The sequence below is a fragment of the Tepidanaerobacter sp. GT38 genome (genome assembly GCF_021991635.1).
Lineage (GTDB): Bacteria > Bacillota > Thermosediminibacteria > Thermosediminibacterales > Tepidanaerobacteraceae > DTU063.
Map to the genome: position 1 here is coordinate 15625 of NZ_JAFFJA010000060.1, position 25681 is coordinate 41305.

General features: G+C 38.3%; 26 protein-coding genes and 1 other RNA gene. All 27 read left to right on the forward strand.

Annotated elements, in window-relative coordinates:
- The first annotated feature begins 3 nt into the window (after nucleotides 1-3).
- The 27 genes from JT739_RS08835 (at nucleotide 4) to JT739_RS08965 (ending at nucleotide 25659) form a co-directional block, all read left to right on the forward strand.
- Nucleotides 4-348 (forward strand): histidine triad nucleotide-binding protein, encoded by a 345-nt coding sequence (locus tag JT739_RS08835; RefSeq protein WP_370642625.1) that lies wholly within the window; start codon nucleotides 4-6, stop codon nucleotides 346-348.
- A gap of 100 nt (nucleotides 349-448) precedes the next feature.
- Nucleotides 449-631, forward strand: coding sequence for a 30S ribosomal protein S21 (rpsU, locus tag JT739_RS08840; protein ID WP_237660756.1), 183 nt, complete (start codon nucleotides 449-451; stop codon nucleotides 629-631).
- 15 nt (nucleotides 632-646) lie between these two features.
- Nucleotides 647-1090 carry a GatB/YqeY domain-containing protein gene (locus JT739_RS08845; RefSeq protein ID WP_237660757.1) on the forward strand — a complete coding sequence of 148 codons (444 nt, stop codon included), beginning with the start codon at nucleotides 647-649 and terminating at the stop codon, nucleotides 1088-1090.
- A 115-nt stretch (nucleotides 1091-1205) separates the two neighbouring features.
- Complete coding sequence (locus JT739_RS08850; protein WP_237660758.1) at nucleotides 1206-2534, forward strand: nodulation protein NfeD; 1329 nt, start codon at nucleotides 1206-1208, stop codon at nucleotides 2532-2534.
- On the forward strand, nucleotides 2534-3535 hold the full coding sequence (gene floA / locus JT739_RS08855; RefSeq protein ID WP_237660759.1) for a flotillin-like protein FloA: 1002 nt from the start codon (nucleotides 2534-2536) through the stop codon (nucleotides 3533-3535). Before JT739_RS08850 ends, floA begins: the two co-directional genes overlap by 1 nt.
- A 4-nt stretch (nucleotides 3536-3539) precedes the next feature.
- A complete protein-coding gene (locus JT739_RS08860; RefSeq protein WP_237660760.1) occupies nucleotides 3540-3935 on the forward strand; it encodes a hypothetical protein in 396 nt (131 codons plus the stop codon).
- Between the two features lie 192 nt (nucleotides 3936-4127).
- Complete coding sequence (gene yqfC / locus JT739_RS08865; RefSeq protein ID WP_237660761.1) at nucleotides 4128-4397, forward strand: sporulation protein YqfC; 270 nt, start codon at nucleotides 4128-4130, stop codon at nucleotides 4395-4397.
- A gap of 18 nt (nucleotides 4398-4415) precedes the next feature.
- Nucleotides 4416-5618 carry a sporulation protein YqfD gene (gene yqfD / locus JT739_RS08870; protein ID WP_237660762.1) on the forward strand — a complete coding sequence of 401 codons (1203 nt, stop codon included), beginning with the start codon at nucleotides 4416-4418 and terminating at the stop codon, nucleotides 5616-5618.
- Nucleotides 5619-5638: 20 nt separating this feature from the next.
- Nucleotides 5639-6622 carry a PhoH family protein gene (locus JT739_RS08875; RefSeq protein WP_237660763.1) on the forward strand — a complete coding sequence of 328 codons (984 nt, stop codon included), beginning with the start codon at nucleotides 5639-5641 and terminating at the stop codon, nucleotides 6620-6622.
- The gene (locus JT739_RS08880; protein WP_237660764.1) at nucleotides 6582-8738 is read left to right on the forward strand and encodes an HD family phosphohydrolase; all 2157 of its coding nucleotides are present in this window, start codon (nucleotides 6582-6584) and stop codon (nucleotides 8736-8738) included. The genes JT739_RS08875 and JT739_RS08880 overlap by 41 nt, the downstream gene beginning before the upstream one ends.
- Nucleotides 8704-9180: an rRNA maturation RNase YbeY gene (ybeY, locus tag JT739_RS08885; RefSeq protein WP_237660765.1), complete on the forward strand. Its 477-nt coding sequence runs from the start codon at nucleotides 8704-8706 to the stop codon at nucleotides 9178-9180. Before JT739_RS08880 ends, ybeY begins: the two co-directional genes overlap by 35 nt.
- 5 nt (nucleotides 9181-9185) lie before the next feature.
- Nucleotides 9186-9566 (forward strand): diacylglycerol kinase family protein, encoded by a 381-nt coding sequence (locus tag JT739_RS08890; RefSeq protein ID WP_237660766.1) that lies wholly within the window; start codon nucleotides 9186-9188, stop codon nucleotides 9564-9566.
- Nucleotides 9567-9592: 26 nt separating this feature from the next.
- Nucleotides 9593-10636 carry a DUF3048 domain-containing protein gene (locus JT739_RS08895; RefSeq protein ID WP_237660767.1) on the forward strand — a complete coding sequence of 348 codons (1044 nt, stop codon included), beginning with the start codon at nucleotides 9593-9595 and terminating at the stop codon, nucleotides 10634-10636.
- Between the two features lie 22 nt (nucleotides 10637-10658).
- Nucleotides 10659-11417 (forward strand): DNA repair protein RecO, encoded by a 759-nt coding sequence (gene recO, locus JT739_RS08900; protein ID WP_237660768.1) that lies wholly within the window; start codon nucleotides 10659-10661, stop codon nucleotides 11415-11417.
- A 15-nt stretch (nucleotides 11418-11432) separates the two neighbouring features.
- Complete coding sequence (locus JT739_RS08905) at nucleotides 11433-12032, forward strand: stage II sporulation protein M (protein ID WP_237660769.1); 600 nt, start codon at nucleotides 11433-11435, stop codon at nucleotides 12030-12032.
- Between the two features lie 96 nt (nucleotides 12033-12128).
- Entirely contained in the window at nucleotides 12129-12737 is a 609-nt protein-coding gene (locus JT739_RS08910) for a helix-turn-helix transcriptional regulator (protein ID WP_237660770.1), read from the forward strand.
- 15 nt (nucleotides 12738-12752) lie between these two features.
- On the forward strand, nucleotides 12753-13577 hold the full coding sequence (locus JT739_RS08915) for a pyruvate, water dikinase regulatory protein (protein ID WP_237660771.1): 825 nt from the start codon (nucleotides 12753-12755) through the stop codon (nucleotides 13575-13577).
- A gap of 1 nt (nucleotide 13578) precedes the next feature.
- Nucleotides 13579-16224 carry a pyruvate, phosphate dikinase gene (gene ppdK, locus JT739_RS08920; RefSeq protein WP_237660772.1) on the forward strand — a complete coding sequence of 882 codons (2646 nt, stop codon included), beginning with the start codon at nucleotides 13579-13581 and terminating at the stop codon, nucleotides 16222-16224.
- A gap of 165 nt (nucleotides 16225-16389) precedes the next feature.
- Nucleotides 16390-17394 (forward strand): deoxyguanosinetriphosphate triphosphohydrolase, encoded by a 1005-nt coding sequence (locus JT739_RS08925; protein WP_237660773.1) that lies wholly within the window; start codon nucleotides 16390-16392, stop codon nucleotides 17392-17394.
- Nucleotides 17395-17545: 151 nt separating this feature from the next.
- The gene (gene dnaG / locus JT739_RS08930; protein WP_237660793.1) at nucleotides 17546-19375 is read left to right on the forward strand and encodes a DNA primase; all 1830 of its coding nucleotides are present in this window, start codon (nucleotides 17546-17548) and stop codon (nucleotides 19373-19375) included.
- 15 nt (nucleotides 19376-19390) lie between these two features.
- Nucleotides 19391-20485, forward strand: a complete 1095-nt coding sequence (gene rpoD, locus JT739_RS08935) for an RNA polymerase sigma factor RpoD (RefSeq protein ID WP_255688640.1) — start codon at nucleotides 19391-19393, stop codon at nucleotides 20483-20485.
- A gap of 58 nt (nucleotides 20486-20543) precedes the next feature.
- On the forward strand, nucleotides 20544-21221 hold the full coding sequence (locus JT739_RS08940; RefSeq protein ID WP_237660774.1) for a class I SAM-dependent methyltransferase: 678 nt from the start codon (nucleotides 20544-20546) through the stop codon (nucleotides 21219-21221).
- Nucleotides 21218-22330 carry a Nif3-like dinuclear metal center hexameric protein gene (locus JT739_RS08945; RefSeq protein WP_237660775.1) on the forward strand — a complete coding sequence of 371 codons (1113 nt, stop codon included), beginning with the start codon at nucleotides 21218-21220 and terminating at the stop codon, nucleotides 22328-22330. Before JT739_RS08940 ends, JT739_RS08945 begins: the two co-directional genes overlap by 4 nt.
- Before the next feature lie 50 nt (nucleotides 22331-22380).
- Nucleotides 22381-23088, forward strand: coding sequence for a zinc ribbon domain-containing protein (locus JT739_RS08950; protein WP_237660776.1), 708 nt, complete (start codon nucleotides 22381-22383; stop codon nucleotides 23086-23088).
- A 21-nt stretch (nucleotides 23089-23109) separates the two neighbouring features.
- Complete coding sequence (locus tag JT739_RS08955) at nucleotides 23110-23532, forward strand: ribonuclease HI family protein (protein ID WP_237660777.1); 423 nt, start codon at nucleotides 23110-23112, stop codon at nucleotides 23530-23532.
- Between the two features lie 76 nt (nucleotides 23533-23608).
- Nucleotides 23609-23962: RNase P RNA component class A (rnpB, locus tag JT739_RS08960), an RNA gene on the forward strand.
- A 479-nt stretch (nucleotides 23963-24441) separates the two neighbouring features.
- On the forward strand, nucleotides 24442-25659 hold the full coding sequence (locus JT739_RS08965) for a BTAD domain-containing putative transcriptional regulator (RefSeq protein WP_237660778.1): 1218 nt from the start codon (nucleotides 24442-24444) through the stop codon (nucleotides 25657-25659).
- The last annotated feature ends 22 nt before the right edge of the window (nucleotides 25660-25681 follow it).

Sequence of the window (25681 nt, forward strand, 5' to 3'; positions counted from 1 at the left end):
ATTTTGATGGACTGTGTATTTTGTAAGATCATAAACAAAGAAATTCCAGCTAAAATTGCATATGAGGATGACCAAGTCATAGCCTTTCATGATATTAATCCTCAAGCCCCTATCCATCTCCTTATTATCCCTAAAAAGCATATAGCATCGATTATGGAAATTGACGAAGAAAATGGCGGGCTACTTAAAGAAATTGTCAGGGTTGCACAAAATCTTGCCAAGGAGAATAATATAGATAAGAAGGGCTTTAGATTAGTAGTCAATACTGGCGAAGAAGGCGGTCAGACCGTTCAACATTTGCATTTTCACCTGTTAGGCGGTCGATTTCTGACATGGCCTCCCGGATGATGTTGACGATAGCTGGATTTAGTCTTATAATTATTATATTCGCTTTCAGCAGCAGGGCAGCAATATACCCGATAGTGCAGCGGAGGGGGGGAATACAGAAATGTCAGAAGTCAGAGTAGGCGAAAATGAATCTCTTGACAGTGCTCTTCGTCGTTTTAAGAGAAAATGCCAAAGAGCAGGGGTCCTTTCTGAAGTAAGGAAGAGAGAACATTATGAAAAGCCTAGTGTAAGACGCAAGAAGAAATCTGAGGCAGCTCGCAAAAGGAAATTCCGTAATTATTAAGGAGCGATAGATAACATGTCAATAAAAGATATGTTAAACCAAGATATGAAAGCCGCACTGAAGGCCGGTGAAAAAGACAGGCTTTCTGTCATACGCATGGCTAAATCAGCTATTTTATATGCAGAAAAAGAAAAGCTCCATGAACTAAATGATGAAGAAGTCATAGAAGTGTTAGCCAGAGAAGTTAAAAAGAGAAAACAAAATATAGAGGAATATAGGCGACTGGGCAAAGAAGAAGTTGCAAAGAGTTTAGAGCAAGAAGTAGAAATCCTATCCGGTTATCTCCCTCAGCAACTGACTAAAGAAGAACTAGTGCAAATTGTTCGTGAGACTATTTCTGAAGTTGGAGCAAATAGTATTAAGGATATGGGCAAAGTTATGGGCGCTGTCATGCCAAAAATAAAAGGTCGTGCAGATGGCAGCTTGGTCAGCAATTTAGTAAAGGAACTTCTTCAATAATTAAAAAGCTTGGCATCCTAAGACTGCCAAGCTTTTTTAATAAATTTGCATAATAGATTTAACATTTTTGTAAAAATACTCAAATTGCATAACCTCTGCTGCAGGGAGGGGTAATATGAGACATAAAAAAATTTTGATTTTGATAGTTTTTCTATGTATAGTCCTTAGTTTTACTTGTGACAGTTTAGCACAAAGTACAGACTTGCCTGATTATATCTATGTCATTCCTGTTAAAGGTATAATTGACAAGGGTATGGCTGCTTTTGTCACTAGAGTAATACGGGAAGCCGAACAAGTCCAGGCGAAAGCCTTGGTTATAGAAATAGATACGCCGGGTGGCGAAGTGGGTTCAGCCATACAAGTGAGCAAAGCGATTCTTAATACTTTTATTCCCACTGTGAGTTTTATAAACAATGAAGCAACCTCTGCCGGAGTTATAATAGCCATATCTTCTAAAACCTTAGTGGCTACACCTGGAGCTACTATTGGCGCAGCAGAGACTAGACCTAAGGAGGAAAAATACATTTCTTATTGGTCTTCTGCCCTTAGGGCTACTGCTGAAAAAACGGGAAGGAATCCTGAACTGGTGGCGGCAATGGCCGATGCGGATATAGTCATTGAAGGCATTAAAGAAAAGGGTAAGATTTTGTCTCTAACTACCGGCGAGGCATTAGAACTAGGCCTTATTGATGAACAGATAAATAATTTAGAAGACATTGTAAATAAAATAAAAACAACACAAAACATAGAAAATGTGGAAGTTATTAAAGCTGAAATGAACCTATCTGAAAGAATTGCACATTTGGTTTCTAATCCATATATAGCTCCTGTTATTCTAACAATAGGTATAGTGGGAATAGTTACTGAAATATTGACTCCAGGCTTTGGCATTCCCGGTATAATCGGTCTTATGGCAATTGGCTTATTTTTCGGAGGGACTTATATGGCCGGAGCAGCCAAAATTTGGGTGATAGGTCTTTTTGTTCTAGGACTGTTGCTTTTATTAGTTGAAATGTTTATTCCTGGTTTTGGCGTATTTGGGGTGACAGGAATCCTATCCATAATTGCAAGTGTGATATTGGCCTTCCCAACTCCAGAACAGGCGCTGGTTTCTATTCTCATTACACTTGTGTCAAGTATAGTGCTGATATATTTGCTATTAAAGTATGTTATTAAAGCTCCGATCTTTGAGCGGATTGTTTTGAGTACAAAGCAAGCCAAATCTGAAGGTTATGTGACTGCAATCAAGGATGAAAGCCAGCTTGTAGGAGCAGTGGGCAAAGCGATTACACCTCTTCGACCCGCAGGGGTGGCCCTTATAGGGGAAAGGCGACTGGACGTTTTAGCGGAAGGTGGGTTTATACCAAGCAATTCAGATATAATAGTAAGTAAGGTGGAAGGTAACAAGATTATAGTTAAATTAAAAGTAAAGGAGAGTGTGTAATGCAAGCGATTATAGGTTTGTTTTTAACAATTGCTGTCCTCTTTATTGTTCTGACTATTCTTTTAAGTTTTGTACCTCTTGGGCTCTGGATATCAGCCTTAGCTGCCGGTGTAAAAATAGGAATATTTAATCTGATTGGAATGAGGCTGCGGCGAGTACCTCCAAATAAGATTGTAAACCCCCTAATAAAAGCAGTAAAAGCTGGTCTGGAAGTGGGAGTTGATAAATTAGAAGCCCACTATTTAGCAGGTGGAAATGTGGACAGAGTTATAAATGCTCTTATAGCAGCACAAAGGGCTGAGATTCCTTTGAGTTTTGAAAGAGCGGCAGCAATAGATTTGGCCGGCCGCAATGTATTGGAAGCAGTTCAAATGAGCGTAAATCCTAAGGTTATAGAAACGCCAATAGTAGCCGCAGTAGCAAAAGATGGCATCGAAGTAAAGGCAAAAGCTCGAGTTACAGTAAGGGCCAACATAGACCGGTTAGTAGGAGGAGCTGGTGAGGAGACTATTATAGCACGTGTGGGTGAAGGTATAGTTACAACCGTCGGTTCTGCAGATAGTCATAAGTCTGTACTGGAAAACCCCGATTCTATTTCCCAAACGGTTTTAAACAAAGGTCTTGATGCGGGAACGGCTTTCGAGATTCTATCAATAGATATAGCCGATGTAGATGTGGGCAGAAATATCGGGGCACAGCTTCAAACTGACCAGGCTGAGGCCGATAAACGAATTGCTCAGGCAAGGGCTGAAGAACGTCGTGCTATGGCCGTGGCCAGAGAACAGGAAATGAAGGCCATGGTTCAGGAGATGAAAGCAAAGGTTATTGAGGCTGAGGCGGAAGTTCCGAAAGCTATGTCCGAAGCCCTGCGACAGGGGAAAATAGGAGTAATGGACTATTACAATATGAGAAATATTATAGCCGATACCCAAATGCGTGATTCCATATCTAAACTAGGCCAAAAGGAAAGTGGTGCAGACAAGCAGGACAAGAGCAGGTGATTAAATGGAAAGTATTCTTTTTCTTATCATATTTTTAGTCTTTAAGGCATTAACAAGTCAACTTTTCGAATCACAAAAAACGCAAAACCACCCAAAACCAAAAAACCCTATAAAGCCAAAGAAAATTATTCGGCCTTCAGACCAAAATGAGCGGCCTGTAATAATTCCTATAGAAGAATTAGAAACAGTAAAAACTGAACCTGATGTTCAAAGCATTTCTATAGAACAAAAACGTTTACAAAAAAGGTCTTCAAAGACTCAGGTTTTAGAGAGCAAGCTGGATCAATCGGAAACTTTAGGTGATATTCCTGAGCTTTTTACACAGGATAATATCCTTCGAGGCATAATATTGCAAGAGATACTTTCTCCACCTAAAGCTCTTATGAGGCGATGGCGCTGATTGTAATCAATTTAAATCGAGTGAGCTCTATAGTCTATTGATACGCTTTTTATAAGTAGATTTGCGAGGAAAGTCTGTTTATAAAATTTAGAGCGTATCAAGACTGTAGGGCTTTTTCTTTTTTAACAGTAATTAAAGTGGGAAATACCGAATAAATTTTAAGTAGATGTGTTTCAAAAAAGGAGTATAGTCATGAGCGAAATAATAAAACGCAAAATATCAGATGCCCTTGATTTGCCTCAAGATATAATATTAAACGTGCCTAGAGTTGTTGTGACCGGCAAAATTGCCGTTTTTATCGAAAACCATAAAGGCATTGTTGAATATAATTCTGACTCTGTAAAAATCAATACATCTGTCGGAGTTGTGTGCATAAAAGGCAAACAACTACTTATCAAAACTATTGTTGCCGATGAAATAACGGTTGAGGGGGAAATTTCGGCTGTTGAGTTTGAGGAATGAGTTAAGGGGGCAGGTTTAGTGCTTCTTATAAAATTGTGGCATTATTTTTTCGGTTATGTTATTATAAAAATTGTAGGAGAGTATGCAGAAAGGCTGCTTAATCAAGCGGCACTACAAAAGTTATACCTGTGGGACATAAAGCGAGAAAACAGCAATGAACTTACTGCTAAAATAAGTATTAGGCATTTCTTTAAATTAGCACCTTTAGCCAGGAAGACCCGCTGTCGAATACGTATTATAAAGCGTGTTGGATTGTTTTTTGCAATATTAAAGTTAAAGAGAAGAAAATCGTTTTTAGTTGGTGCATTGCTTTTTATAGCTGCAGTATATTTTATGTCTTCATTTATTTGGAGCATTGAGGTTACATGCCCTGATGAAGAGTTAAAGCTTTCGGTGATTGAGCATTTGCGTCAGTGGGGAATAAAAGAAGGTATTTTTAAATATGGCATCGATAAAGAATACTACATTGATAAACTCCTGACCGAATACAAGGATCTTGCTTGGGCTGAGATTGAAATAAGAGGTTCCAGATTTATAGTGGAACTTGTAAAAAAGCAATTGCCTCCTGAACTTGAAGAAAATACTCCCTGTGATATAATAGCCTCGAAAGATGGTATAATAGAGGAAATAATAGCCCTAAGAGGTGAAGCATTGGTAAAGCCAGGGCAGACGGTGAGTAAGGGAGATGTCTTAATAACCGGAAAAGTCACTATTGGGCAAGATGTATCAAATGAGGAGCAGAATGGAGGCAACACCCTTTTAGTACACGCCGAGGGTATAGTCAAAGCAAGGGTTTGGTACCAAAAAGCCATAAAAGTACCCTTAGTTGAGATTAAGAAGATACCTACAGGCAATAGCAAAAAATCCCTTGTTTTACAATTTCAAAATCATATTTTCAACTTCCATTTAGGTAACATACCTTATACTCTTTATGAGAAGAAAATATTGAAAGAAATAAATATATTGCCTAAACCAGTGGGTTTAAAGTTAAATATGGTTGAGTATGTTGAAATGGAAACTACAAAGGAGTTTTTGGGGGTAGAAAAGGCATCGCGTAAAGCAGAGGCCTATCTCCTTTCCCAACTTGAGGAAATATCTAACGAAAATGACATAACACAAAAAAAGATGGAGTTTATGCTGGACTCAGATGAGCAATCGGTTATCGGTTCAATGATTATCGAAGTTGTAGAAGATATAGGCCAAAAGAAACAAATCCAATAATGGGGAGGACAAGATAAGCTTTGACAGAAAATTTGGCAGAGGCTAGAGTTGCCATATCTAATGTAAATGATATAGCATTTTTGTTTGGGAACCGTGACTCAAATATTAAGTGTATTGAGCAACAATTCAAAGTAAGGATAGTGACCCGTGGCGGTGAAATAGCTATAATAGGAGATGAAAAAGACGTTAAGTCAGTAGAACAACTTTTCAACCAAATGATTCAATTATTACAGGGAGGCAACTCATTGACATCAAATGAAGTGAAGTATTTTGTGAAACTTGCTAAAAACGGCGAAAGCGAAAAGATAAATGATTTATATGACGGTGTCGTATGCTATACACACCGTGGAAAGATGATTAAACCAAAGACAATAGGCCAAAAGCAATATGTTAGCGCTATAAAACAAAACGATATAGTCTTCGGTATAGGACCTGCTGGAACGGGTAAAACATATCTTGCAATGGCTATGGCTGTGACGGCCTTTAAGGAAAAAGAGGTAAGTCGAATTATATTGACAAGACCCGCAGTGGAAGCCGGTGAAAAGCTAGGTTTTTTGCCGGGAGACTTGCAAGATAAAGTTGATCCTTATTTAAGGCCCTTATACGATGCTTTATATGATATTTTGGGCGTGGATTCTTTTAGGCGCTATATGGAAAAAGGTCTCATTGAAGTAGCACCTCTGGCATATATGCGAGGCAGAACTCTCGATGATGCCTTTGTTATCTTGGATGAGGCCCAGAATACAACCTCCGAACAAATGAAGATGTTTTTAACGCGGTTGGGCTTCGGATCAAAGGCGGTAATTACCGGAGATCTGACTCAGATTGACCTTCCTAAAGGAGTTTACTCGGGTTTAGAAGAAATTCAGGAAATCTTGAAAGATGTAAAGGGTATCCAATTTGTCTACCTGGATGATACAGATGTTGTGCGCCATGAAGTTGTTCAGAGAATAATCAAAGCCTATGAGAAATTTGAGGAGAAACGCCAACGGAACGTGGAGTGATTCTGTGGCCATGATTAAGACCATGTTACTAAAAAAAACAGCATCTCCTAATTCGATGTTCCAGAAGCTGGCACTGGGGCTTTTTTTCTTTGTTGTTTTGTCTGCTATGATGTTTTATTCGGCATTACCCCAAAAATACGATGTGAGAGTTGGTCAGGTCCTCCAGGAAAACATCTTAGCCAGAAAGGAAGCAATAAACACCATCGCCACTAACAAACTTAGGCAAGCTGCAGCAGATCAAGTTCCTAAAAAATACACATTAAATCACACTATAACTGCTGAAGTTAAAGAACACATAACGGATATATTAAATTATGTAAAAGAAGTGAGAATTCGAACTTATCTTGAAGACCATGAGAAAATAAACCTGCTGATGAACAAAATATCTAGAGAAATTTCTGAGGAATCCTATATACAGCTTATAACCATGAGCGATACCTCTTTAAAGGAACTTGAAACAATAACAAAGGCCATTATTGAGACAGTTATGGAAGAAGGTGTAAAGGAAGATTCTATAGATCGAGCAAAAACCCATGTCATAGAAGAATTTAAAAACTTAAATTTGCCACAGGAAATAAAAAGTGTAGGTGAAGAAATCGCACTTTTAACTATAAAGCCAAACATGGTTTATGATCGGGAGGCCACCGAAAAAGAGCAAAGAGAGGCAATGGAAGCAATTGCACCAGTTAAAGTTTACCCAAACCAGATTTTGATAGAAAAGGGAACAGTTATAACTTCTGAGCACCAAGACATGCTTAAAGAATTGGGGTTGCTGGCTAGGGATAGGGAAGCGGATATAAGCTTACTTGTCGGCATAATGTGTGTATCTGCATTCTTGGTGGGTACACTAGCTTTCGCTTTGTACTATTTTCACAATGACATTTATAATAACAACCTTTACTTGAGCTTAATGATACTTATTATAGTATCAACTCTTATTATTTCTCTAGGGCTTAAGAATATATCTAAATATTTAATTCCTTTAGCTGCCGGAAGTATGCTAATATCAATTTTAATAAATCCTCAAGTTGCGGTATTTTCTAGTTTTACAATGAGCGTTGTGGTTGGAATTATGTTAGGCAGCAATTTTTCTTATACTGTAGTGGCATTGTCTGGTGCTTTAATAGGTATTTTTTGTACTGCCAAAGTTTCTCAGCGCTCTGATTTAACAAAAGCAGGAGGCATAATAGGTTGTGCTAAATTTGTGCTTATAACTGGCCTTGCGCTTTTAAGTAACGGCACACCACTTGAAATCTTAAAGGAAAGCCCCTGGGGCATGGTAAGTGGTCTATTATCTGCTATTTTGGCCATTGGCACTTTGCCGTTTTTGGAAAACGCTTTCGGCATTACAAGTTCCATTAAGCTTTTGGAACTCTCTAACCCGAATCAACCTCTCCTTAGAAGGCTGATGTTAGAAGCTCCTGGCACCTATCATCACTCTATTATAGTAGGAAATTTGGCCGTAGCAGGTGCTGAAGCTGTAGGAGCGGACCCGCTACTGGCCCGTGTAGGTGCTAACTATCATGATATTGGCAAGTTAAAGCGGCCGTATTTTTTCATAGAAAACCAACTGACCTCCGATAATCCTCATGACAAACTAAGTCCTTCATTAAGCGCATTAATAATTACTTCTCATGTAAAGGACGGGCTTGAGATAGCCAAGGAATATCGCCTGCCTAAATGCATTATCGACTTAATTGTACAGCATCACGGGACAAGTCTCCTTTCATTTTTCTACAACAAAGCCTTAGAGAGTGATTATGAAAAGAACACTGACGACACAAGTTATCGATATGAAGGTCCTAAACCCCAGACCCGTGAAGCGGCAATAATAATGCTGGCAGACTGTGCAGAAGCAGCCGTTAGATCAATGCCTAAGCCTACTCCTGGGAAAATAGAAGGGCTTATTAGGCAGATAATCAAGGAAAAATTATCAGATGGTCAGTTAGATGAATGTGATTTGACACTAAAAGACCTGGATAAGTTAGCTTCAACTTTTTCAAAAGTTTTGACAGGAATTTTCCATACTAGAATAGAATATCCGGACAAATTAACAGAATTACAGAGAAAGGATTTGGATAATGGCCAATATAATGATAAGCAACTTACAAGATAAAATTGAAGTAACAGAAGAATTAAAATCCTTAATAGCCAAAGCTGTAAATACCGCTTTATATGTGGAAAATGTGCCCGAAAACGTAGAGGTCAGCATAGCTTTGGTTGACGACAGCTATATTCAAAAGCTTAACCATCAGTATCGGCATTTGGATGCCCCAACTGATGTGTTGTCTTTTGCCATGAGAGAGACCATAGAAGAGGAAAAAAGTTTTGACTTTTATGAGGAAGAACTGCTAGGAGATATAGTAATATCATTAGAAAGAGCCGAAATGCAAGCTGCAGAATACGGCCATTCTTTTGAGCGGGAAGTAGGCTTTTTAGTAGTGCACGGCATATTGCATTTACTCGGATACGACCATGAACTTGACGAAGAAAGGACTGTCATGAGACAGAAAGAAGAGGATATTTTAAAAACCTTGGATTTGACAAGAGGGATTTAATAATTATGAAAAAATCAAGGACTTTAAGTGAGAGTTTTTTTTATGCTATATCCGGAATCTTCTATGCTGTTAAGACCCAACGCAATATTAAAATACACTTTGTAGCTGCTGCACTGATAATTTTTTTTAGTTTTTTGCTAAAACTAAATAATATTGAACTTCTGATATTGGCACTGACAATTGCACTAGTGCTAACTGCTGAGATGATAAATACAGCAATAGAAATTGTAGTAGATATGTTTACCAAGGAATATCACCCTTTGGCGAAGGCGGCTAAAAATGTAGCTGCGGGAGCAGTGCTGATATCGGCTTTAAGTGCTGTGATAGTAGGCTATCTGATCTTTTATGACAAAATCGCAATATTGCTTAAGATATTAAAGCGTTAGTTAAATTAGGATGTAGGGGGTAAAGCATGACGTCTAAGGGTTGCTTAGCTGTTATATTGATTGTGACGCTGGCATTTGTTGTAGGCTGCAACAGTAGAGAAGTAGAAAATACCTCAGAGCCCTCAGAGCCACAACACCAGGAAGAAATAATAGAGCCAGATGAAAGCCAAGTGGACATTCCAAAAGCAAAAAACCCGCTTACCGGAACAGATATGGATTTGCAATATGAAAATCAAAGGCCTTTAGCTGTTATGATAGAAAATGAATACAATGCCAGGCCTCAATCAGGTCTTCAAAAGGCTGGAGTTGTATACGAAGTTTTAGCAGAAGGAGGCATAACCCGGTTTTTAGCTCTGTTCCTCGGAGAAACAGTTGATGAAATCGGTCCGGTGCGCAGTGGAAGACCATATTTTCTCGATTATGCTATGGAATATGACGGCATATACGTTCACTATGGAGCCAGCCCTCAATGTTATATTGATTTGAAACAGCTAAAAATCGATGCCATCGATGGAATATATGATAACGTAACCTTCTGGCGTGACAAGTCAAGAGCAGCTCCTCATAATGCATACACAAGTACGGAAAAAATTTTAAAAACCTGGGAAAAGCGAGGATTTCGTAGAGATACAGAGCTTACATTCTGGAATTTCAATACTGAGGAAAGCTTTAGCGGCGATATGGTATTGGAGGATTTTGAACTTGATTATTTCGGCAATTACACCGTTCGATATACATATGATCATGACAAAAAAGCGTATGAGCGTTTTATAAATGGGAAACCTCACACTGACAAAACCACCGGTGAGAGTATTTTTGTAAAAAATATAATTATAAGTTTTGCAAATACAAAGGTAATCGATGAGGTTGGAAGACTATCCATAAAGACTATAGACAGCGGAAATGGCTATTACATAAGTAACGGTTATTGTACAAATATAAAATGGCAGAAGGATTCAAGAACCGGGCAAACGAAATATACTTTTCAAGACGGCTCAAGTCTCGTTATAAATCCCGGCAATACATGGATTCAAATTTTGCCTCAGTGGGGCAAGTTTAGGTATGATTAACTCGGTGAAGGGGTAAGCATACATGGCTTTGTATAAAACAGATGCTATAGTTTTGGGTCATAGAAATTTGGGTGAAGCAGATAAAATCCTTACTCTTTTTTCACCTGATAGAGGTAAAATTCATGCCGTTGCGCGGGGTGTTCGCCGCCCCAGAAATCCCATACTTGCTGGAAGTCAACTGTTTTCTTATAGTAAATTTTTGATAGTGGAAGGTAGGAATCTGGATAGTATAAGCCAGTGTGAGATAAAGGAGTCCTTTTATAAAATACGTCAAAATCTTGAAAGTATGGCTTATGGCCTTTATTTTGCCGAGCTTCTCAGGGCTTCTACGCCTGTGGAAGATAAAAACCGTGAACTGTTCCGCTTTTTTTTAAAAACAATGTATCTACTCCAAGAGATGGAAGATAAGGAGATACTAAGTCGCATTTATGAAATAAAGCTCATGGCCATACAGGGTTTTGCACCGGAAGTTTTTGTCTGTGTTAATTGTGGACGAAAGGTTTCAGATAAAATATCTTTTAGCCCAGCTATGGGCGGGATTTTGTGTCACGACTGTAAAAAACAAGGTGCGGTAAGTATTACCCCGGACACTTTAAGTGTTTTACAAAAGATGTTGACGATGACCTATGAGGAACTAAAAGACATAACTTTGAATAAATATACTAGAGAACAGTTAAGTGAAATTTTAAGCCTTTTTATATCACATCAAATCGACCGAAAACTTAAAACTGTTGAGTTTATAAAAGACGTGAAAAAACTAAATATTAAAAGCGGCTTATAGTTAATGGGGGTGAACATGTTGGATCCCATACTTGAATCTTTTAAAGGCAAGGGAAAGTTAGTTTTAGCTTCTGTCATATTGTTTTCACTAGGCATCCTGGTAGGGTATTACATTTTTTTAAGCAATCCTGATTATGTGTTATCGAATATAGAAGAACTTTTAGGCAATATTTTAAAAATCGGTGAAGCCATGGAAAAGCGCAGTAAACTTCATGTGACAGGGTTAATATTTCAAAACAATGTAAAGGCGTTATTAGTCATCATGTTTGGCGGCATAGTCTTTGGCTTAATTACAGTATTTGGCATTTTTTTCAATGGTTTCATTATGGGCATAGTCATGGCGCTCACTTTTTACCAGGGTAAATCGATAATATTTTTCATAGCCAGCATACTGCCTCATGGTATAGCAGAAATGCCTGCAGTAATTGGAGCTGGAGCCTTTGGTTTAAAAACAGGTTTAGATTTAATATTTCCGAAAGGTAAAAATCGAGTAGAATTATTAAAGGAGAATTTAAATAAGAATATTCTATCATTAGGGATTTTTGTGCCACTTCTTTTTATAGCAGCTGCAATTGAAGCAATAATCACACCTGTCGTAATAAAATTTTTTGGTTAAAAAAGAGGACTTCTTTGTGCTGTGTAGTATTTATATTATTTGGCAACCGGGGTCTGAAAGGAGTGATACCCTATTGAGTTAACATCGCGACAAGCTATGATTATCGACATAGTTAAAAAATACGAGCCCATTACTAGTGAACAAATTGCGGACAAGCTCAATATAACCAGATCGGCATTGCGACCTGATCTTGCCGTTTTAACTATGATAGGGGTCTTAGAGGCCAGACCTCGTGTTGGATACTTTTTCACCGGCAAAGTTCCCAAGAATCTTATTTCCGAGGCAATAAGGGATATAAAAGTTGACAAAATAAAAGCGGTTCCTTCAGTCATAACAGAAAGCACCTCTGTATACGATGCTATAGTTACTCTATTTTTAACAGATGTAGGAACTCTTTTTGTAATAGGTGAAGATGGATATTTATCTGGTCTTGTTTCACGCAAAGACCTTTTAAAAATAGCCATCGGCAATGCAGATATACATAAAATGCCGGTGGGGATGGTTATGACAAGGATGCCAAATATAATAACAGTAACACCAGAGGAAAGTGCTTATGATGCTGCAAAGAAAATTGTTGACCACCAGGTTGACGCATTGCCTGTAGTGAAACTAGTTCTTGAGGGCAATCGGCAAAGGTTTAAAATAGTTGGCAAAGTAACGAAGACTACCATTACCAAGTTATTTGTTGAAATGGGGCAGATTTAGAGAGGGGAAAGCATAGTGAGCGATAAAAACACTCATCCAATCGTATTTGCCGTTTCTGACTCAATTGGCGAAACCGCTGAATTAGTTATTCGGGCGGCTTTGGTCCAATTTAATTCCGAAGGAGTAGAAATTCGCAGGGTTCCTTATGTAACTGATAAAGAATATGTAGAAGATATTATTGAGGAAGCAAAAACCACAATAAATTGTGCCATTATATGTACTATTATACTGCCCGAAGTTCGAGAATATCTGCTAGACTTGGCAAGACAAAACGGCATTCCTATTGTGGATTTAATGGGACCAATGATGAATGTTTTTTCAAAAATGATGGAAATTAAGCCGCAATTACAGCCAGGCCTGGTTCACCGCACTGATGAAGATTATTTTAAAAAGATTGAGGCTATAGAATTTGCTCTCCAGTATGATGATGGTAAGGATCCCAGGGGACTGTCTCAAGCTGATGTAGTGCTCATAGGCGTGTCCAGAACATCTAAAACACCTCTAGCCTTATTTTTGGCACACAAACGATTAAAGGTTGCTAATCTTCGCTTGGTGCCGGAGGTTGCCCCACCAGACGAATTGTTTAATCTTCCGGCCAGAAAGGTAATAGGGCTTACTATCAGTCCTGAAAAACTTTACGATATTCGCCAAGAAAGACTAAAGGCTTTAGGTCTTGGAACAGACGCTAATTATGCAAAGCATAGTAGAATTATGGAAGAAATTGAATATGCCGATAAGGTCATGGAAAAAATAGGTTGTATAAAGATCGATGTTTCCAACAAAGCAGTGGAAGAAATAGCTACTAATATTATAGATATCATAAGGAAAGGAGAAATGTAAAATGACGAAAAAATACGTCTACAGTTTTCGCGAAGGAAATGCGTCCATGCGAAGCTTATTGGGAGGAAAAGGTGCCAATTTGGCCGAAATGGTAAATATCGGCTTACCGGTTCCCATGGGCTTTACTGTGACTACTGAGGCCTGCTTAAAATACTACCAGGAAGGTGAAAAAATATCTGAAGAAATTCTTTCTCAGATTTTTGAAGCTCTCGAAAACCTGGAAAAGGAAATGGGCAAAAAGCTAGGTGATACCGAAGATCCCTTACTGGTATCTGTCAGGTCCGGTGCGGTCATATCAATGCCGGGTATGATGGATACAATATTAAACTTGGGCCTCAATGATGAAAGTGTGAAAGGTTTGGCGGCAAAAACCGGTAATGATCGCTTTGCCTATGATAGCTATCGCAGATTTATTCAGATGTTTGGAAATGTAGTTATGGAAGTTGAACATAACAGGTTCGAGGCAATAATCGAATCAGTAAAAGAAAAGAAAAATATTACTCTAGATACAGAAATGGATGCCGAAGGTTGGCAGGAAGTTATAAAGCACTTTAAGGAAAAAGTAAAAGAAGAGACAGGCAGAGAATTTCCTCAAGATCCCAAAGAACAGCTTTTGATGGCAGTAGAGGCTGTCTTTAAATCTTGGAATAATCAGAGGGCTAAGGTTTACAGAAGAATAAATAAAATACCAGATGATTTGGGAACTGCTGTAAACGTGCAGACTATGGTATTTGGAAATAAGGGCAATGATAGCGGTACCGGTGTCGCATTTACCCGTAACCCATCTACAGGAGAAAATAAGATTTACGGTGAGTTCCTGTTAAATGCCCAGGGCGAAGACGTGGTTGCAGGTATTAGGACGCCCCAGAGCATAGACCAGCTGAAAGAAGTAATGCCCGATGTGTATGAACAATTTATTAATGTCTCCAACTTGCTGGAGAAGCATTACAAGGACATGCAGGACATTGAATTTACTATTGAGAACGGAAAATTATATCTCCTTCAGACCCGCAATGGAAAGAGAACGGCTCAATCTGCAGTTAAGATAGCTGTGGACTTGGTAGAAGAAGGTCTTATTGACAAAAAGGAGGCCGTACTCAGGGTGCCTGCAGATCAGCTTGAAAGCCTGCTTCACCGCAGAATAGACCCTGCTGCTAAAGCAGAAGCAGCAGCAAAAGGCCTGCCGGCTTCTCCAGGAGCAGCATCAGGTATGGTAGTTTTCGATCCAGATGAAGCGGAAGCCATGGGTAAAGAAGGACAAAAGGTGATTTTGGTCAGAACAGAGACGACACCTGATGATATCCATGGAATTGTCCTAGCCCAGGGTGTTCTGACCAGTCGCGGCGGCATGACCAGCCACGCTGCTGTTGTTGCCAGAGGTATGGGCAAGCCCTGCGTATCCGGATGTGAAGCCGTAAGAATCGACTATGAGAAGGAAGAATTCCAGGTTGGAAATACAGTAGTTAAGAAAGGTGACATTATTTCAATAGATGGTTCTACAGGCCAAGTTTTCATTGGTGAAGTGCCAATGATAGATCCTGAGCTTTCTAATGAATTTAATGAAATTCTAAAATGGGCAGATGAAGTAAGAGTCCTTAAGGTAAGAGCAAACGCAGACACTCCTCATGATGCAAAACTTGCCCGCGAGTTTGGTGCAGAGGGCATCGGGCTTTGCAGAACTGAGCATATGTTCATGGCCCAAGACAGACTGCCAATCGTTCAGCAAATGATTATGTCAGAAACCAAAGAAGAAAGAGAAGAGGCACTAGCTAAGCTGTTGCCCATTCAACAGGGAGATTTTGAAGGCATCTTCGAAGCCATGAGCGGATTGCCTGTAACAGTAAGACTCCTTGATCCGCCTCTGCATGAATTCTTGCCAAATGCAGAAGAACTAATAGTTGAAATCGAGAGACTAAAGAGTCAAAGCGCTTCTGAAGAATTGGCAGCTAAACAGGAGATGCTGAAAAAAGTTCGAGCACTAAGTGAAATGAACCCGATGCTTGGACTCAGGGGCTGCAGATTAGGTTTGCTCTATCCTGAAATCTATGAGATGCAGGTTAAAGCAATACTGAAAGCTGCATGCACTTTAGCAAAGCGCGGCATTAAGGCAATACCTGAAATCGAAATACCTCTAGTAGGTCATGAATTAGAGCTAAAAACCTTAAGAGAAATCGTAGAAAAGACTGCTGAAAAAGTATTCAAAGAAGAGGGAATAAGGGTTGAATACTTCATTGGAACAATGATTGAGCTTCCCAGAGCATGTCTTACTGCTGACGATATAGCTAAATCCGCAGATTTCTTCTCTTTCGGAACAAATGATTTAACACAGACTACCTTTGGGTTTAGCCGTGATGATGCCGAGGGCAAGATACTGCCACACTATCTAGAGCAGAAAATACTCACCGATTCTCCATTTATAGTTCTAGACAGAAAAGGTGTCGGCTCATTGATGAAGATGGCAGTAGAAAAAGGTCGTCAGGAAAAAGCCGATTTAGTAGTAGGTATTTGCGGTGAACATGGTGGAGAACCAAATTCTGTAGAGTTCTGCCATATGATAAATCTCGACTTCGTCAGCTGCTCACCATATAGAGTGCCTATTGCAAGACTTGCAGCCGCTCAAGCTCAGATTAAACATCCTAGAAACTAATTATAAGCATAAAAGGGTATTGTCTATTATCAAGGGACAGTACCCTTTTTCAGTTTACTAATGAGACGATTTTCGTCTCTTTTTTTATGATTTTAAAGGAAAAAGCAACTTATTTATAGAATATCTTTACGAATTTTAGCTGGTGTCGTTTGGAGGTGGCTGCAAGTGAATTTCCGCGAAAGACAAGAAGAGCTGGAAAAAAGCTATCTTTCACCGTATGCAGCCTTAAGCTCTAAAAGCAAAGGGCGGCAAAGATATGAAGACAAGTGCAGTGTCCGTACAGATTTTCAAAGAGACCGGGACAGAATACTGCATTCAAAAGCTTTTCGCCGATTAAAACATAAAACCCAGGTATTCATATCTCCCGAAGGAGACCACTACAGAACACGTCTCACCCATACTTTGGAAGTAGCGCAGATAGCGAGAACCATATCAAAAGCACTGAGATTAAACGAAGACTTAACTGAAGCTATAGCTTTAGGGCACGATTTGGGGCATACGCCCTTTGGCCATACCGGTGAACAAGTTTTGAACGATCTAATGAAAAATGGTTTTAGGCATGAAGAGCAAAGCCTTAGAGTAGTTGATGTTTTAGAACAAGGCAAGGGCCTTAACCTAACCTGGGAAGTCAGAGACGGCATAAAAAACCATACAACCAGAGGTAATCCCGCTACACTGGAAGGTCAGGTAGTTAAAATCTCAGATTGGATTGCATATATCAATCATGATATTGATGATGCCCAACGAGCAGGAATATTAGAACCAGAAGACCTGCCAGAAGACTTGATTAATATATTGGGAAGAAAACACGGCCAGCGCATTGATACCATGATTAAAGATGTTATTGTTACAAGCTTTGGTCAACCATTTATAAAAATGAGTGATGAGATATATGATGCAACACGAAAACTGCGAGAGTTCTTATTTAAAAATGTTTACGTAGGCTCGGCAGCAAAGGCTCAAGAAAATAAAGCCAAGATGATGTTGCGGCTTTTATTTGAACATTATACAAATCATCCTGATTCTCTGCCACCTGAATTTATAAAAATTTCAAAAGAGGAAAGTGTAGAAAGAGCAGTAGTAGACTATATAGCGGGCATGACAGATGTTTTTGCCATCAAAAAATTTCAAGATATCTATATGCCTTCATCTTGGCCTTTGGAAACCTGAAAAAATATCACTACATTTTATGGTACAAAAAGAAGGAATAATAGGGATTGACGTAGAATAATGTTATGTAAAGTTGAGGGGGGGGTAAAGAAATACTTTCTTGCGACGATAGCTCCTCATTTAGCTATGGGGAGATTTTTTTTAAGGCTTGGTGGTAAGATTGGGGTTTTATTCTGAAGATATTATAAAAGAAGTACAGGATAGAGCTGATATATTAGAAGTAATATCAGAATACACATCCTTAAAAAAACGCGGCAATAGTTATATAGGTCTTTGCCCCTTTCATACTGAAAAGACTCCTTCGTTTAACGTTGATGTAGAAAAAAAGTTATTTTATTGTTTTGGGTGCGGCGTAGGTGGAAACGTATTTACATTTATTATGAATAAAGAAAACTTAAGTTTTCCCGATGCGGTAAAGTATTTAGCCGACAAATTTAACGTACCACTGCCTGAAAATATTAATAACAAATTATCCCAGGAATTTCGGGAAAGACGCGAGTATCTTAAAATAAACCGATTAGCGGCAAAATACTTTAATTATTGCTTATTTCACACCCGTGAAGGTTATAAAGCCTTGGCTTATATAAAAAAACGAGGATTGACACAAGATACAATTGATAATTTTTATCTCGGATATGCACCATCATCTTGGGATGGTCTTATAAAATTTTCTCGAAAATACGGTATATCCCCGCAAACTTTGGAAAAAGTGGGCCTTGCGGTGGCACGTAAAGATAAAAAGGGATATTATGACAGATTTAGAAATAGAATAATGTTTCCTATAGAAGATGTGACCAAAAACATTATTGGATTCGGCGGGCGAGCACTTGATGATTCAGTGCCGAAATATTTAAATTCTCCGGAAACACCGTTGTTTTCAAAAGGGGACAATTTATACGCTCTTTCCAAAATAAAAAAGGATCCCGCCTTAGATATTATCGTAGTAGAAGGATATATGGATTGCATAACACTACATCAGCATGGGTTTAAACAAACGGTAGCTTCGCTTGGAACAGCACTTACAAAAAACCAAGCAAGACTCCTGAAAAGGTATACAGATACAGTTATACTCTCTTATGATGCCGATGAGGCAGGTCAAGCTGCAACGGAAAGAGGAATGGACATTTTAGCACAGGAAGGCCTTAAAGTAAAAATTCTAAGTTTGCCGAAAGGAAAAGACCCTGATGAAATAATAAAAGAACAGGGTGCAGAGTTTTTTCAAAAACTACTGACTGCCTCTTCTGATTTGACGAGCTACAAACTTAAAAAAGCAAGGCAAGGTATAAATATTGGGACACCTGATGGAAAACTTGAATACATCAAAAAAGCTCTAGACATTTTAGCCGATATTGACAATGAAACGGAACTTGAAATATACATAAAAAATTTGGCGCAGGAACTTGAGCTTTCGCCTCAAGCCATTAAAAAAGAAGTCTATAGAAATAAATTGGCAAACAATGGATTAAAGTATAAAAATAGCCAAATAAGATATAATAATAAAGAATTTAAGAAAATACCTGAGGTAACAGGATTTTATAAAGCCGAGAGGAAATTGTTAAAATTAATCCTTGATGATAAATCCATACGGAAGGAATTAGAAGATCAAATTGATGAAAGGTATTTTACAAATAGCAGAACGCAGAAAGTTGCTGAAGTCGTCTTTAAAAAGATTAATCAGGATAAGGATATAGATGTTTCTTATTTGTTTAATTTTCTAGATGAAGAAGGTCGTGACGAATTTTTATCTATAATGTCTGAACAGGTGGACGTAAAAGATCATGACTTTATATATAGTCTTGTGACAAAAGTAAAGGAAGGCTATTTAAAGGCGGCTATTGCCAATATAAGAAAACAGCTCAGACAGGCTGAAATATTAGGAAATAGAGGGGAGATCAACGATCTTTTGAATATTTACCAACAACTTAAATCTGAAATGGATGAATTAGTTTCACAGACTACTCCGGGGAAGGAGGGAGCATAAATGGCAAAAAAGGATATGCAAAAAAAACACACTAAAAGTTCAACACAAGATAAAATGAAAGCGGTAAAAGAACTTATCGAAAAAGGCAAAAAAACCGGTATGCTTACTTACTCAGAAATTATGGATGCTTTAGATGAAATAGAGGATCTGGATGCCGATCAGATTGATAAGATATACGAATCCTTTGAAGAAATGGGCATTGAAGTGATAAATGATAACGAAGAAATCCCTGAAGAAGTTAACTTAGATGAAGAAATTGACCTTTCCATTCCTGAAGGGATTGCCATTGATGATCCAGTCAGGATGTATTTAAAAGAAATAGGCAAGGTTCCTCTTCTTTCCGCTGAGGAGGAAATAGAACTTTCGAAACGAATAGAGAAAGGCGATAAAGAAGCTAAGCGAAAACTTGCGGAAGCTAATCTGCGTTTGGTAGTTAGCATCGCAAAAAAATATGTAGGTAGAGGAATGCTTTTCTTGGACCTTATTCAAGAAGGCAACCTTGGTCTAATGAAGGCTGTGGAAAAATTCGATTATCGCAAAGGATACAAATTTAGCACTTACGCGACTTGGTGGATTAGACAGGCCATCACTCGGGCTATTGCAGATCAAGCAAGAACTATAAGAATTCCTGTTCACATGGTAGAAACTATTAACAAACTTATTCGCGTGCAAAGACAATTATTGCAAGAGCTTGGCCGTGATCCGCTCCCGGAAGAAATTGCTGAAGAGATGGACTTGACCGTTGAAAAAGTTAGAGAAATAATGAAAATTGCTCAAGAACCCGTTTCCTTAGCTACGCCCATTGGTGAGGAAGAAGACAGCTTTCTTGGAGATTTTATTCCGGATGATGAAGCATTGGCACCTGCGGATGCTGCTGCATATCTGCTTTTAAAAGAGCAGTTGGAAGATGTATTAGAGACACTTACACCGAGAGAGGAAAAAGTTTTAAGGCTCAGATTCGGCCTAGATGACGGGCGCCCCAGGACACTTGAAGAAGTTGGGCAGGTTTTTGGAGTGACGCGGGAAAGGATTAGGCAGATTGAAGCTAAAGCATTGAGAAAGCTGCGCCATCCCAGCCGCAGTAAAAAACTTAAAGATTTTCTAGAATAAATAAATAGTGGGGATTTTTCTCCACTATTTTGTTTAATAAAACGAGGTTGCGAAACAAATGAAATTGGGGAATAGATTACAGTTGATAGCATCAAAGATTGAAAAAGGATCTACGGTAGTAGATATAGGAACGGATCATGCTCATCTGCCTATTTATTTAGTCAATAAAGGTCTATCTAAGAAAGTTATTGCTACTGAAATACTTTCTGGACCTTTTGAAAAGGCTTGGAAAAACATAAAAAAATTTGGCTGTCAAAACTATATTGACCTGAGGCTGGGTTCAGGCCTTAAGCCCATAAAACCCGGTGAAGGTGATATAGCAGTTATAGCAGGTATGGGCGCAATTAATATTGTCCAAATTATATCTGAGTCGAGGGAGACTGCTGATTCGTTTAAAAAACTTATACTGCAACCCATGAGGAACCAGGCCAAGTTGAGAGAATTTTTACTTACGGCGGGTTATCAAATCATAGATGAAGATGTGACAATGGAAGCTAATAAATTTTATGAAGTTATAGTGGCAAAAAAGGGAATACGTAAGGCTTTTGACGAAATTGACATATTAGTTGGGCCGGTGTTAAGAAATAAAAAATCATCTGTCATTTACGAGTATATAAACTACAGAATAAGAAAATTAGAAAATATAATAAGAGGACTAGAGATTTCTCAATCAGGTAAAAAGTTGATTTTGGAGCAAAAAAAGCATCTCGATGCCTTAAAGGAGGTCATAAGATGATTTCATGTCAGACCTTAGTTCAAATATTAGAAAAATGGGCTCCTAAAAAACTTGCAATGGATTGGGACAACCCCGGCCTTGCTATAGGAGATCTTTCCGGTGAAGTCTCAAAAGTCCTATTAACACTTACAGTTACTTCTGAAACTGTAGAATTTGCAGCAAAAAACTCATGCGAAATGATAATTTCACATCATCCGCTAATTTTTAAACCGTTGAAGTCTTTAAAAAAAGATACGCCCCTTGGGAAAATTGTATATAAAGCAATCAAAAACGATATAGTTATTTACTCCCTACATACAAATATGGATATAGCCAGCGGTGGCATAAACGATATATTAGCTAATTTGTTAAATCTAGAGCAAATTCAGGTATTAAAGCCCACTTATCGTGAGAAGTTAAATAAGCTTGTGGTTTTTGTACCAAGAGGTTATGAAGATGCAGTAAGAAATGCCATATGTGAAGCCGGTGCGGGCCACATAGGAAATTACAGCCACTGCACTTTTAATGCTGATGGTTTTGGCACATTTAAGCCCCTTGAAGGTACAAATCCTTTTATCGGTGAGCTCAATAAACTGGAAAAAGCCGATGAGATTAGAATTGAAACCATTGTACCTGAAAGTCTTCTGAGAAAGGTCATAAGTGCAATGCTAAAAGTTCATCCATATGAAGAAGTAGCGTATGACATCTATCCTATAAACAATTCCGGCAAAGAATTTGGCCTCGGACGTATGGGATATGCTAGAGAACCTGTTAAATTAAGGGAATTTTGTGAGATAGTGAAACAAAAGTTAAGCTTATCTCACATCAGGGCAGTTGGAGATTTAAATAAGAGCGTTTCTAAAATCGCCGTATGCGGAGGTGCTGGCGGTGATTTAATCTATGACGCTGCATTTTTCGGTGCTGATGTTCTGGTAACCGGCGATGTTAAATACCATGAAGCCCTTGATGCTAAGGAATTAGGTCTTGCAGTAATTGACGCAGGCCATTTTGCCACAGAAAACATTTTGCTACCTGTGCTAAAAGAGCATCTTGAAGAGCAAACAAAACTTTTGCGCAAACAAGTGGAAATTTCCATATATAAAGACAAGGATCCTTTTGTAATAATATGAGAATAGGCTTTTGTCCTGTTCTCTTTTTATTTTTTTTAGGGAGTGAGACAATGTTACAAGAAGAGTTGAGTAATCTTTACAAATTACAGGAAATGCAAAATAGGTTTGAGCTTTTAAAACAAAGATTAAAAAATCATCCCGAATCAAAAGACCTATATCGGCTAAAAAAAGATGCAGATGAAATGGAAACAAGGCTACAGGAAAAAAATAAACGCATACACATACTAGAAAAGGAATTACATCAGATGGAACGAATCATAGATGATTCTTATTCTTCTATTAAACAGGTTGACCAAAGAATTTACAGCGGTCAAGTAACTACCGTTAAAGAATTAAAGATTCTTGAAGAAAAGCGCAAAACAGCACACCTAAAAGTCGAGGAATATGAGGAAAAGGCGCTTATGATAATGGAAGAATTAGACTACTTAAAAACTAGCCTTCCTCAAGAAGTGGAACTGGCAAATCAAAAGAAGGCTCAATATAAAGAAAAACAATTGAAAATCAAGCAGGAAATTGATAAAATAAAAACTGAATTAGACTTACTACAAATACAGCTACAACAACTTGAGGCAAGTATTTCTCCGGAGCTATTAGAAAAGTTCTACAAAATAAAAAGATTTAAACGCAATCCTGTTGCGTTGATTTCTGATGGAAAATGCAGCGGATGTATGGTTGAGGTATCAGTTATGGTGGCTTTGGAAGCTAAGCAATACAAAACCATAGTCTGCTGTGAAAATTGCGGGAGAATACTTGTGTAGCAACTAAAGATGGGAGGCCTTATGAGCAAAGTTATAGTTTATACTGATGGTGCTTCCAGGGGGAATCCTGGACATGCCGGCATTGGAATTGTGTTTGTAGATGAAAAAGGCAATGTTTTAAACGAAATTAGTGAATACATAGGAGAAACCACAAATAACATCGCTGAATACACAGCTTTAGTCACTGCTTTGAAGAATGCCCTGGAAATGAATTTTGACGAAATTGAAGTGATATCAGACAGTGAACTTATGGTCAAGCAAATAAACGGCGAATACCAAGTGAAAAATCAGGGACTTAAACCTCTTTACACAGAAGCATGTGAATTATTGAAGGAATTTAAAAATTATACAGTAAGACATGTTAAACGAGAGCACAACCAAAAAGCCGACGATTTAGCTAATCGTGGCATAGACGAAGCTCTTGATGAAGAGATGTATGCGTAAAAATTGCCAATCAATGTGGCCTTGACAATAAAGTCATATATGTTATAATACAATCCTAATAAAAAAGATATGCAATTGAGCAAATCAGATGGTCGCGGGCATTTTGTGTCCGAGGAAAGTCCGAGCTCCGTAGGGCAGGGTGCTGGGTAATACCCAGTGAGGGTGACCTCAAGGAAAGTGCAACAGAAATATACCGCCTAACAGATGCTCTAGCATTTGTTATGGTAAGGGTGGAAAGGTGAGGTAAGAGCTCACCAGCGGGATGGCGACTTCCCGGCTCTGTAAACCCCACCTGGAGCAAGACCAAATAGGGGAGCTTATACGGCGGCCCGTCGTGCTCCCGGGTATGGTCGCTTGAGGTGTCAGGCAACTGGCATCCTAGATAGATGACCATCTAATACAGAACTCGGCTTATAGATTTGCTCATTTAAAACCCTTAGCATCAGCCTTTAGAGCTGATGTTTTTTGCTTTTTATTCGGTCTTTTTGCACACATTTCCCGTTTTGTCAGGAGGGCTTGCTTTAAGTAGATAGCAGCCTGTTTATATTTTCCTTCTTGTGAAAATTTGGTAAACAATTCTGCTTTCTCACCAAAACTTTAGCCAATGAATGGGCAAAGTACAACCTAAACGTAAATGCTATTATGTGGTAGAATAAAATCAGGCTTTCACTGATATGGACTATGTAGATACCTTAAATTTACTATAAATTTAAATATAAGATAAGTTTTGCGCTACAGTATTTTTACACAAAACCCGCTCTTTAGCCTACAGGAGCGGGTTTTATGTACGTAGTATTGCGTTTTTACAAAAGTATAAAATCTAGACAGCAAATGACTAAATTTGTTATAATAAAAGCAAATATTTAGTTTTTTGGCAAAATACTTACTTTGCCAATGGGGGGATTATATTTGCCAATACAAGTGGTTACCTTTGGTGATTTTGATATAAAGATAAATGATAAATCTGTATTAAGGAAGAGCAGTAGGGCGAGCAAAAATCTAGAGCTGCTTAAATATTTTATTACATATAGGAATAAAAAACTAGTGCCAGAAACCATAGTTGAAGCTCTATGGAAGGGAAATGAAATTTTTGACCCAAAAAATGTTTTAAGGACTCAAGTATTTAGACTAAAGCGAAATATGGAAAAAATGGGTTTAATGAGTGATAATGCCGTTCAGAGTGAATTTTACCTTTCTTTTGAAAACGGCTTTTACATTTTTGAAACTGGCGCAAACTGCATAATAGACATGGACATTTTTGAAGAAAAGATAAAATTTGCTGATTCAGTAAAAGACACCGATATTGGACAGGCTATACAAAAATACAGTGAGGCATTGGAACTTTATAAAGGGCAATATCTGGCAGAAAACCCTTACAGCGAGTGGGTGTATCCTATCAGAATTCGATATCATCGGTTATACGTTCATGCGGTTTTAAACTTGATGGAACTTTTAATGGCTGAAAAGCGGTATAGCGAAATAGTTCAGATTTACGAGAAAGCTTCACTTCTTGAGCCATATGAGGAAGGAATACATATTTATTTTTTGGAAGCTCTTATCGAGTTAGAACAGTTTAAAAGTGCTTTAAGCCATTACAATTATATTACCAGTAAGATGTATCAGGAATTTTATATTGAGCCCACGCCGGCATTGAGAAATATATATAAGAGGATTACCGCAGACCATAGCGAAAACCGAATTGCAGATCTTTTGTCCTTGGGCAGGGATTTAGCTGAAGATGACAAAATGGAAGGTGCTCTATATTGTGAATTGGACTACTTCAAAAGCATATTCAACTTTGAGAGAAGGCAAAGCCTCAGAACGGATTCTAATAAGTTTTTAGGGCTTATTTCGATTATAGCCAACAGAGCAAATATTTCAAAGCAAGATAGAGAACAAGCGGTAAAGAGTTTAGAGCAACTGCTTTTTAATTGCCTGAGAAAAGGTGATGTTTTTTGCCGCTGGAATCCTTCGCAGATTCTGCTGCTGCTCACAAATTTATCTGAATCAAATCTTAGCCTAATCCAAAATAGAATACAAAGCAAATTCAAAAAAACTATAGCTGCTGACAAGTTTGCAATAAAAATTGATTTTCAGCATATCACCGCATCAGATCCTTTTACTTAATCTTACTTAGACGCTAAAACCG

Coding starts and splice junctions, on each gene's coding strand:
- rpsU (WP_237660756.1), top strand. CDS start 449: ATGTCAGAAGTCAGAGTAGGCGAAAATGAATCTCTTGACAGTGCTCTT.
- JT739_RS08845 (WP_237660757.1), top strand. CDS start 647: ATGTCAATAAAAGATATGTTAAACCAAGATATGAAAGCCGCACTGAAG.
- JT739_RS08850 (WP_237660758.1), top strand. CDS start 1,206: ATGAGACATAAAAAAATTTTGATTTTGATAGTTTTTCTATGTATAGTC.
- floA (WP_237660759.1), top strand. CDS start 2,534: ATGCAAGCGATTATAGGTTTGTTTTTAACAATTGCTGTCCTCTTTATT.
- JT739_RS08860 (WP_237660760.1), top strand. CDS start 3,540: ATGGAAAGTATTCTTTTTCTTATCATATTTTTAGTCTTTAAGGCATTA.
- yqfC (WP_237660761.1), top strand. CDS start 4,128: ATGAGCGAAATAATAAAACGCAAAATATCAGATGCCCTTGATTTGCCT.
- JT739_RS08880 (WP_237660764.1), top strand. CDS start 6,582: ATGAGAAATTTGAGGAGAAACGCCAACGGAACGTGGAGTGATTCTGTG.
- ybeY (WP_237660765.1), top strand. CDS start 8,704: ATGGCCAATATAATGATAAGCAACTTACAAGATAAAATTGAAGTAACA.
- JT739_RS08890 (WP_237660766.1), top strand. CDS start 9,186: ATGAAAAAATCAAGGACTTTAAGTGAGAGTTTTTTTTATGCTATATCC.
- JT739_RS08895 (WP_237660767.1), top strand. CDS start 9,593: ATGACGTCTAAGGGTTGCTTAGCTGTTATATTGATTGTGACGCTGGCA.
- recO (WP_237660768.1), top strand. CDS start 10,659: ATGGCTTTGTATAAAACAGATGCTATAGTTTTGGGTCATAGAAATTTG.
- JT739_RS08905 (WP_237660769.1), top strand. CDS start 11,433: ATGTTGGATCCCATACTTGAATCTTTTAAAGGCAAGGGAAAGTTAGTT.
- JT739_RS08910 (WP_237660770.1), top strand. CDS start 12,129: ATGATTATCGACATAGTTAAAAAATACGAGCCCATTACTAGTGAACAA.
- ppdK (WP_237660772.1), top strand. CDS start 13,579: ATGACGAAAAAATACGTCTACAGTTTTCGCGAAGGAAATGCGTCCATG.
- rpoD (WP_255688640.1), top strand. CDS start 19,391: ATGCAAAAAAAACACACTAAAAGTTCAACACAAGATAAAATGAAAGCG.
- JT739_RS08940 (WP_237660774.1), top strand. CDS start 20,544: ATGAAATTGGGGAATAGATTACAGTTGATAGCATCAAAGATTGAAAAA.
- JT739_RS08945 (WP_237660775.1), top strand. CDS start 21,218: ATGATTTCATGTCAGACCTTAGTTCAAATATTAGAAAAATGGGCTCCT.
- JT739_RS08950 (WP_237660776.1), top strand. CDS start 22,381: ATGTTACAAGAAGAGTTGAGTAATCTTTACAAATTACAGGAAATGCAA.
- JT739_RS08955 (WP_237660777.1), top strand. CDS start 23,110: ATGAGCAAAGTTATAGTTTATACTGATGGTGCTTCCAGGGGGAATCCT.